This is a genomic window from Falsiruegeria mediterranea M17 (assembly GCF_900302455.1).
Lineage (GTDB): Bacteria > Pseudomonadota > Alphaproteobacteria > Rhodobacterales > Rhodobacteraceae > Falsiruegeria > Falsiruegeria mediterranea.
The window spans coordinates 108,585-117,068 of the sequence record NZ_ONZG01000012.1; the positions used below are offsets into that span (position 1 = coordinate 108,585).

8 protein-coding genes are annotated in these 8,484 nt (G+C 56.5%); 5 read left to right on the forward strand and 3 right to left on the reverse strand.

Features of this window, described 5'->3' with window-relative positions; translation table 11 throughout:
* Positions 1-32: 32 nt before the first annotated feature.
* Together TRM7615_RS20605 and TRM7615_RS20610 are read left to right on the forward strand one after the other, a co-directional pair.
* On the forward strand, positions 33-671 hold the full coding sequence (locus tag TRM7615_RS20605) for a TetR family transcriptional regulator C-terminal domain-containing protein (protein WP_108791248.1): 639 nt from the start codon (positions 33-35) through the stop codon (positions 669-671).
* Positions 672-698: 27 nt separating this feature from the next.
* Positions 699-2,048, forward strand: a complete 1,350-nt coding sequence (locus TRM7615_RS20610) for an MATE family efflux transporter (protein WP_235824158.1) — start codon at positions 699-701, stop codon at positions 2,046-2,048.
* Between the two features lie 17 nt (positions 2,049-2,065).
* Here the strand turns inward: TRM7615_RS20610 and TRM7615_RS20615 are convergent, their stop codons facing one another.
* Positions 2,066-3,358, reverse strand: coding sequence for an NAD(P)/FAD-dependent oxidoreductase (locus TRM7615_RS20615; protein ID WP_108791252.1), 1,293 nt, complete (start codon positions 3,356-3,358; stop codon positions 2,066-2,068).
* Between the two features lie 80 nt (positions 3,359-3,438).
* Between TRM7615_RS20615 and TRM7615_RS20620 the strand changes: the two genes are divergently transcribed.
* From TRM7615_RS20620 to TRM7615_RS20630, 3 genes are all read left to right on the forward strand, one after another.
* A complete protein-coding gene (locus TRM7615_RS20620; protein WP_108791254.1) occupies positions 3,439-3,768 on the forward strand; it encodes a hypothetical protein in 330 nt (109 codons plus the stop codon).
* Positions 3,769-3,821: 53 nt separating this feature from the next.
* Entirely contained in the window at positions 3,822-4,613 is a 792-nt protein-coding gene (locus tag TRM7615_RS20625) for a TetR family transcriptional regulator C-terminal domain-containing protein (RefSeq protein ID WP_235824159.1), read from the forward strand.
* A 75-nt stretch (positions 4,614-4,688) separates the two neighbouring features.
* Positions 4,689-6,752 carry an oxidoreductase gene (locus TRM7615_RS20630; protein ID WP_108791258.1) on the forward strand — a complete coding sequence of 688 codons (2,064 nt, stop codon included), beginning with the start codon at positions 4,689-4,691 and terminating at the stop codon, positions 6,750-6,752.
* A 35-nt stretch (positions 6,753-6,787) separates the two neighbouring features.
* On the opposite strand, the gene TRM7615_RS20635 is transcribed toward TRM7615_RS20630, so the two are convergent.
* Both TRM7615_RS20635 and TRM7615_RS20640 read right to left on the reverse strand, forming a co-directional pair.
* Positions 6,788-7,516, reverse strand: coding sequence for an efflux RND transporter periplasmic adaptor subunit (locus TRM7615_RS20635; protein WP_235824160.1), 729 nt, complete (start codon positions 7,514-7,516; stop codon positions 6,788-6,790).
* A gap of 83 nt (positions 7,517-7,599) precedes the next feature.
* Positions 7,600-8,400 carry a SapC family protein gene (locus TRM7615_RS20640; protein WP_108791262.1) on the reverse strand — a complete coding sequence of 267 codons (801 nt, stop codon included), beginning with the start codon at positions 8,398-8,400 and terminating at the stop codon, positions 7,600-7,602.
* Between the last annotated feature and the right edge of the window lie 84 nt (positions 8,401-8,484).

The window sequence follows — 8,484 nt, forward strand, 5'->3', positions numbered from 1 at the left end:
GTAGATGTCCGCACGTGCAGGAGGATTGGCAGTTGGCCCAAGCAGAACAAAAGCGCCCCCGCAAAGAGCGGAAGGAAAACGCAGACCGTCGGCGTCGGCAGCTGTTGGATGCCGCGTGCCGCTCGATCCTGGTGCATGGATTGGCGAAAACCACACTGGCGACGGTTGCGTCCGAGGCGGATCTTTCGCAGGGGGTCGCCGCGTTTTACTTCAAATCAAAGGCGGGGCTGCTGACAGAAGCACTGCGCGATTTGTATCAGCGCTACGAAGATCACTGGACCAAGGCGCTGGACCAAGCCGGCGTAGAACCTGCAGAACGTTTGCGTGCCCTGATACGGGCTGATTTTCATCCTGACGCCTGTGGTGCGATGGTGCTTCCACTTTGGTACGCGTTCTGGGGAGAGCTCCGGTCCCAGCAGGAATACGACGAGGTAGCCGGTCATTTCGAGGCGCGGCGTCGTGAGACGCTGTGCGCGATCTGGCAGGACTTGCTGGCAGGGCAGGGCACCTTGTCCGCTGTTCAAATGGCTGAATGGATGGAAACACTTACCGACGGCTACTGGCAGCGCCTGCATTTGGCCCCGGACAGTCTGAGCCCTGAGGAAGCAGAGCGGGCGGCCTGGGCCTGTCTTGTGCGGTTGGCGCCGGATCTACTTGATCACGATGCCTAAGGCCGCCTGACTGGAAAGTAGAATATCATGACCGCAGAGCAGACACCCCGGCCAACGCGGTCGCCCACTGGCCGTCTTATGCGCGAAGCGCAGCATATCGCGCGCCTCGCCTTTCCGATCGTCGTCTCCCTTGCGGCGGCGGCGTTGATCGGGGTTGTGGACACCGTGATGGTGGCCCCTTTGGGAACGCTTCCATTGGCGGCTGTGTCGATCACCACATCTGCGCTGATCATCTTCTATTCCGCATTGTTTGGGTTCGTATCCGCCATAGGCGTTCGCATGGCCGAGGCATTTGGCAAGTCTAATGACCAAGAGCTCATCACAACCACATGGATCGCGCTTGTCGTGGCATTGGGCGTTGGAACTCTGGGCACTTTGATGATGCTCGCTGTACGGCCTGCTCTGGCTTGGCTCGGACAACCGATCGAGGTTCTTGAATTGCTCGGCGGCTACTGGGTTTCGATGAGCCTTTTGCTGGTTCCCTTCACGATCTTCTATGCTCTGAAGGCCCTGTTCGACGCGATTGACCGTCCCTGGATCGGGGTCGGCCTGGCGTTCTTTGCCGTCGCCTGCAACGTCCCGGCAAACTATGTACTGATACATGGGATATGGGGGTGGCCTGGCCTGGGGCTGGTCGGGGCAGGTATCGCGAGCTTGGTCTCTCAGAGCGCGTCACTTGTCTTGGCGTTTGTGATCCTGAGCAGATGGAAAACACGGTGGAACGCGCCTCCATACTCTGGCTTTGACTGGCGCGAATTGCAGCTCCAGCTCAAAGAGGGGTCCGTGTTCTCGCTTGGTTACCTGGGGGAGGGCGCAGCATATGCGGTCGCGGGGCTGATGCTCGGATGGTTCGGTGCCGCAGCGCTGGCAGCGCATCAGATCGTGTCTGCCGTGAGTGACGTCATCTACATGGTGCCATTGGGCATTTCGATTGCGATCTCGATCCGGGTGGCGCAGGCGATTGGCGCGAATGAGAGAGAACGACTTAGGCCAATTGTGCTGGCGTCGTTGTTTGTGGTCGTCAGTTGGATGAGCCTGGTCATCATCGGCATTCTTTTGGGGCGCGCACCCTTGGCGCAGGGCTTGTCGGATGACCCCGAGGTTGTGGCGCTTGCGATTTCGATGTTCCTGGTGATTGCGGCAATGCAGATCGCAGATGGGGTGCAGGGAACGATGTTGGGCGTGTTCCGGGGGATGACAGACAATCATGTCCCGGTTGTCATCACCTTGGTTTCCTATTGGATCATCGCCTTGCCAGTTGGCTATGTCCTGGGGTTTGTTTTGGACTGGGGGCCGAATGGCGTGTGGATCGGATATGGCTCTGGCTTGGGATTGGCGGCTGTTGCTCTGAGCTATCGCTTTTTCTCTCGGGTGTAAGCGGTGCGCTTACCTCGCTACAGGCCCAGTTTGTCCAACAGCTTAAGGCGCAGGATCTCGGCCTCGACCAGCGTTTCACGAGCAAATGAAAGCAGCAGAGGTTTGAGTGGCGTGACGGGAAAGTCGAGATCTTCGGTAGGTTCTCCGGCAGCCCAACGCGCCAGCACGCGCCCCATCGCCGTGGCAATGGCAACGCCGCGCCCGTTGTACCCAAGCCCCGCGTAGATGCCTGGGGCCAGCTCATGCAGGTGCGGATAATGGTCCCTAGTCAGCGCGACGAAACCGCCCCACGCGTAGTCCCATTTAACGTCGGATAGTTGCGGATACAGCTCGACCGAGACGCGCTTGAGGCGTTCAATCTGTCGGCGTGTTGATCCGTCGTTGTAGGTTCCGCGCCCTCCCATCAGAAATCTACCTTCAGCGTCTTGTCGGAAATACAGCAACAGACGACGGGCGTCAGATAGCGCGTTTCCTTCGGGCAGGATTGATCGGCGAATGTTGTCCGAAAGCGGAGGCGTCGCCACCTGCACCGATCTCACGGGCAAGACAGATTTGGCGACCTTGGGATCCAGATCGCCTGAATAGGCGTTGGTGCACATCAAGACCTTGTCCGTCATGATGGCACCGTTTGGCGTTTTTACCCGATATCGACCGCCTTCTGTCTGGATGTGATTGGCCGGAGTGCCACCATAAATCGCGACACCATTGCGATGCGCAGCATCTGCCAGGCCAAGGGCATAGTTCAGCGGATGCAACACGCCGCCACGGCGGTCCAATACGCCCCCGTTGTAAGCTTCTGTTCCTGTCAGGCGTTGCATTTCGGCTTGGTCGAGCTTCTTCATGCCGCCGCCATGTCGGTCCCAATCTTCGGCCAGCTCATGTAGCTGTTGCAGCGTCTTGGGCGTATGCGCGGCCCGCAGCCAGCCAGGACGTTTGGCGTCGCAATTGATCTGGTGGCGCTCGATCAGATCAAACACCAGATCGCCCGCGTCGCCTGCCATTCGGATCATCCGTTCACCCCAATGGTCCCCGAACTTTGCCCTTATCCCCGTTGGCCCATCCTTGAGTCCGACATTGATCTGACCGCCGTTGCGACCAGAAGCGCCCCAACCGGGATGTTGGCTGTCAATCAGGGTGACGCTGGCACCTGCTTCGGCCAGGTGCAAGGCCGCGGACAACCCGGTAAATCCGGCGCCTATGATGGCGACGTCAGCCTGTTGTTCCCCAGATAGTGCGGGGTAGGTGTCAGTATACTTGGCTGTGGCCGACCACAGGCTGTTGGCAATGACGGGGTTCTCGTTTCGGATCATTTATGAACCTCTGGCGCTTGCTTTGACACAGGATAGGCATAGCTTGGGTTTCGTGAAATCACCAAGGCGGACACCACACCATGCCCAGGCTTTTGAACCAGTTTGATTTGAAGCCGTCCGTCGAACTGGAAGTGTTTGAGCAAGCCTGGAACAGCTTTGTCGATGTCTTGATCAACAGCGGATTGGCCGAAAAGGGTGCGCCGTTGTGTCAACGCATATCGAACAGCGGATATGATACGGACGAAGAACGCCAGCATACTCTGATGGCAGTGATCGAGTTTCGGGATCAGGCCCAGGCGAATCTTGCTTGGGCGGCCATCGAGGACCGAGTTGAACCTCTGGGTCGGTCTCATCGGAAAGTCATCTCGTTGGTGCATGATCCCGTTTTCACCTTCTGGGCAGAGCTTTAAAACTCAAGTCATGGTGGCTTTGGTCTTGTGATGAAAAGTTTTTCCTCTCATTATTGAATGAGTATTCAATCAATGCAATATACTTGAAGCGAGTTCGTTTCGGCGGCGTCAGATCGCTGAGAGAATTGTTCCAAGCGGTGAATGAGCTGCGTGCAGGAAAGTTGAGAGGGGCCAGTATGAGCCAATCTGTTGAAGCCAATCCAAAGACCAACACGCGTCGCCGCACCGCGTCGAAAGAGGTGCGGCGGCAGCAGTTGATCAATGCAACCATCGATTCAATTTCCAGGAACGGAATTGGTGGCACCACCATGTCTACGGTGACCGAAAGCGCGGGCCTTTCGATGGGGATCGTCAATTTCCACTTCAAGTCCAAGCAAAACCTGCTGGAAGAAACGCTTTTGTATCTGGCCAAAGAGCATCACGAACAGTGGATGGCCGCGTTTGAAAGCGCAGGCTTGTCCGCATCCGACAAACTGTTGGCCATCGTGGATGCGCATTTTCACCCGCGGATTTGCACGCCCAAAAAACTGGCGGTCTGGTATGCGTTCTTCGGGGAAGCAGGACGGCGCAAAGTCTATCGCAAGCTGATCGAAGATATCGATCGCGAACGCTACACCATCGCCCTGGACCTATGTCAGGAGATTGAGGAGGAAGGCGCATATCGCGGTCTCCCACCACGACAGGTCGCCAACATTCTCGAGGCGCTTTACGACGGGATTTGGCTTGAGTTGTTGGCGTATCCAGAAAACTACGGACGCTTAGAAGCCCGCGATCACATCACGGCCTTCTTGTCCAAAGTCTATCCCAATCACTTTAAAATGCCGGAGTTCAAGCAAGACGTGTAACCCAGGCAGGCACTGTGTTTCCAGCCTTCTGGGCCGTTCATTGCCCTGAACGAAGACAAGCAAGGACCAGACACAATGGGTCGAGATCCCCGTTACGACATTCTCTTTGAACCGATCCAGATTGGTCCGGTCACAGCACCGAACCGTTTTTTCCAAGTACCTCATTGCACCGGTATGGGGTGGCAATATCCACGAACGCTTGCGGCGATGCGCAAGGTCAAGGCGCAAGGCGGCTGGGGAGTGGTCTGCACGGAATACAACTCGATCCATCCGTCTTCGGATGACCTGCCACACCCTTATGCGTCCCTTTGGGATGACAGCGATGTCCGCGCCCATACTCTCATGACGGACGCCGTGCACGAATACGGAAGCCTGGCAGGGGCTGAGCTTTGGTATGGCGGTGCGAACGCGAACAACTTGTTTTCGCGATTGCCGGGTATGGACGTCGACAGCTTTCCAAACGCTAAGGGGCACCCTTATCAAACCCGCGCGATGGACAAGCAGGACATCAAGGACCTGCGCCGGTGGCATCGCAAAGCGGCGCTCAGGGCGCGAGAGGCGGGTTTTGATGTGGTTTATGTCTACGCAACACACGGCTACCTGATTTCGAATTTTCTGAACCCGCGCGTGAACACACGTAGCGACGAATACGGCGGCAGCCTGGAAAACCGGGTGCGTCTGACGCGCGAATTGATCGAAGAGACCAAGGAAGCAGTGGGCGATCGCTGCGCGGTTGCAGTGCGGTTTTCGGCGGATGAAGAGATTGGCGAGGACGGCCAGCCGATTTTCGGTGAACGCCGCGAGATGTTTGAAAGGCTCGCGGACCTCCCGGACCTCTGGGACGTCAACATTGCTGATTATTCGCTTGAAATGGGTGTGTCGCGCTTCGTCAAAGAAGGCGCGCTGGAGCCCTATATGCAGTGGGTCAAATCGGTGACGGACAAGCCGGTGGTCACTGTGGGTCGCTTTACCTCGCCCGATACGATGGTCAGCCAGGTTCGCCGAGGCATCACCGACTTCATCGGCGCGGCGCGGCCCTCGATTGCTGATCCTTACTTGCCAAAGAAAATCGAACAGGGTCGACTGTCCGCCATACGTGAGTGCATTGGTTGCAATTTGTGCTACGCCAGTGACTCCATCGGTGTGCCACTGCGCTGTACGCAGAACCCAACGATGGGAGAGGAGTGGCGCAAGGATTGGCACCCCGAGATCATCAAGAAAAAAACTTCGGAAGCCCGTGTTTTGATTGTTGGCGCAGGTGCAGCCGGTTTGGAAGCTGCCCGCGCCCTTGGTGAACGCGGGTATGAAGTTATGTTGGCCGAAGCCTCTCGTGAGATCGGTGGACGTATTGCACGCGAAGCATCTTTGCCTGGGATGAGCGAATACATCCGGGTCAAGGATTACCGCGAGCAGCAACTGCTCGAAATGCCCAACGTTGAAATCTTCCGCGAAAGTCGCCTAACCGTTGATGACGTGATCTCGGTCGAGGCAGACCATGTTGCAATTGCAACGGGCGCGAGGTGGCGAAAAGAATACTACGATGACGAATGCTTTCGCCCGATCGCGCGTGGCGAGGCTCTGACCCGCGTGTTCACGCCTGACGACATCATGGATGGAAACCTGCCAAACGGGCCCACCTTGATTTTCGATGGTGATGGCTACTACATGGCAAGTGTCATCGCAGAACGGATACGTGCTGATGGGCATGCCGTCACCTTGGTTACACCATCCGATAGCGTGTCGGATTGGGCCGGAAAGACATCCGAAAGGTGGCGTATTCGAACGCAATTGCACCGACTCGGCATCGACATTCTTCCCTCACACAGTTTGACACATTTTTTGGGCGATGAGGCCTCTTTGAACTGCATCTACAGTGGTCGCGAAACAAAGCTGCCAGTCCAGAACATTGTGATGGTCACAGCCCGAAAGCCAAATGAGGGTTTGTACAAGGCGCTCTGTCTTCGCTTAGAAAACGAGAAACGACCCTTCAGCCTGACACGGATTGGGGATTGTGAGGCGCCTGGGATCATCGCAGCGGCTGTCTATGCTGGCCACCGATACGCCCAAGAGTTGGAATGCGAAGTGGATCTGGACATTCCACTTGTGCACGATCGTATCGATGTCGGTTCCAAGGGATAGCCGGTTTGGACCACAGCCCGCCTACCGCTCGGTTGTTAGTTTTCGACACCAAAAGTGACTTTGCACCGGTGGCCGGCGGGGATCTTCAAATCCGGATTGTCTAGCCGCAATTGCAATCCAAAGGTTCCGCTGGCAACATCAAAGACCCGGTCAATACGAGAAACTTTAGCCGGGTAAGCCCCATCTACCGGAGCAGCCGGTTCTACCTGGGCGATTTCACCCAAAGAGACAGAGTTGTATTCCCGTACGGGCAAAAAGGAGACGACTTCCAAAGGGTCAAGTTGAACGATTGTCGCGATGCTGCCTTCCAAAGGAAGGTATTCGCCATTGTCAAAGTACCGTTTCAGAATGACCCCATCTATCGGACTGCGAATTTCCAACAGGGAAAGGCTCGCCTTGGCTCGGGTCAGTTCTTCCTGTGCCACTCGACGTGCCAACTCGGCCCGGGCCAGAAGTGATCTGTTTGCGTCCACTGAAGATTGGATTTCTTCCAGCACTCCGTGAGACACGACTCCCCGGTCCAGCAAGGTTTGGGTGCGTTCCAGGCGCCCCTCCAGAAACTCCAATTGGGCTCGCTGGGCTTCGATTTCCGATGTGTCGCCAGCTCGGAGTTCCAGCATCTGTACGGTCGCGCGTTGAATCGTTGACTCGAGCCGCGCGAGAACCTGGCCTTTTTCAACCTGTTCACCGGGTTCAAAAAACACCTCTGAAACGACGCCGCCGGTGGGGCCGGCGACATCCACTGTTTCAGACGGGTCGATCACGCAATCATAGACCTTGGCGGCCAGGGGCGCGCTGGCCAGTGCGGCCATAATTGACAGTGCGGCCCCTGCTATTGTCCGGAAAGTCAGTTGATTGCCGCCGCTTCGGGGTCGTCCGCAGGCTCGCCCGTCTGTTCCACGGCATCGCCGTCCAGCTCCGCAGTTTCGATTGAGGTCGCCTTGTTCAACATGTCTCGGAAATGACGCAGTGACGCCAGATGTAAGTAAATGCACTCGAGCTCATCCTTGCTGCACAATTCCGAGAGCGTATCGCCAGGAAGGGCCTTGAGTTTTTCCCGGTCGATCACTTGAAAACCCCCGAGGGTACGGCTCTCTCCCTCAGGCAGCGTAAATTGAGCCTGCATTGGTGTCAGCAGATCCAATTCTACCAGCCGTTTGCAAAACGACTGCGTGCGCGCAAATCCAGCCTGATAATCTTGTAGGAACTTGAGCAGGGACTTCAGATATACGGTTTGCTCACCCTCGGAATCGAATAGCCGCTCGCCGCGCCCTTCGCGGTTCGCACCTTCATATTCTTCGTCCAGCAACAGTGTGAATTGGTTCTTTTCCTCATCAAGGGAAAAGATGAACGGATAGCGTCGTGCGAATGCCGGGATATAGGTGCCGCTCCACTGCCCATCTTGGTCGACTGCCAGGTTCTCGTCATTGCGGGTGCCGACGATAATGGCGGGAACCGTATCATCTCCGACGCCTGCAAAAACGATCGGATGATCGCTGGCAGCGGGGCCAAATTCCAGCGCGGTGACAGGGATCGAGTTGGTCTTGCTGGCAAAAGAATACGACTTTCCCGTGCTGATTGACAGGTCGCCGTGCCGCTGCGCGCTGACTGGAACAGCCGTAGAATAGAACAGTTGTTGAACAGGCATAGATAGTCGCCCTCTCCTAGCAAATATTGTTTCCAAATTTCAGGCTTTTGGGGCCCTTTTAATAAAGAGTAGCCAAAAGGCAGT

What these genes read in the sequence shown, in the direction of transcription:
- TRM7615_RS20610 (WP_235824158.1), top strand. Translation starts at nt 699, where the DNA reads ATGACCGCAGAGCAGACACCCCGGCCAACGCGGTCGCCCACTGGCCGT.
- TRM7615_RS20615 (WP_108791252.1), bottom strand. Translation starts at nt 3,358, where the DNA reads ATGATCCGAAACGAGAACCCCGTCATTGCCAACAGCCTGTGGTCGGCC.
- TRM7615_RS20620 (WP_108791254.1), top strand. Translation starts at nt 3,439, where the DNA reads ATGCCCAGGCTTTTGAACCAGTTTGATTTGAAGCCGTCCGTCGAACTG.
- TRM7615_RS20630 (WP_108791258.1), top strand. Translation starts at nt 4,689, where the DNA reads ATGGGTCGAGATCCCCGTTACGACATTCTCTTTGAACCGATCCAGATT.
- TRM7615_RS20640 (WP_108791262.1), bottom strand. Translation starts at nt 8,400, where the DNA reads ATGCCTGTTCAACAACTGTTCTATTCTACGGCTGTTCCAGTCAGCGCG.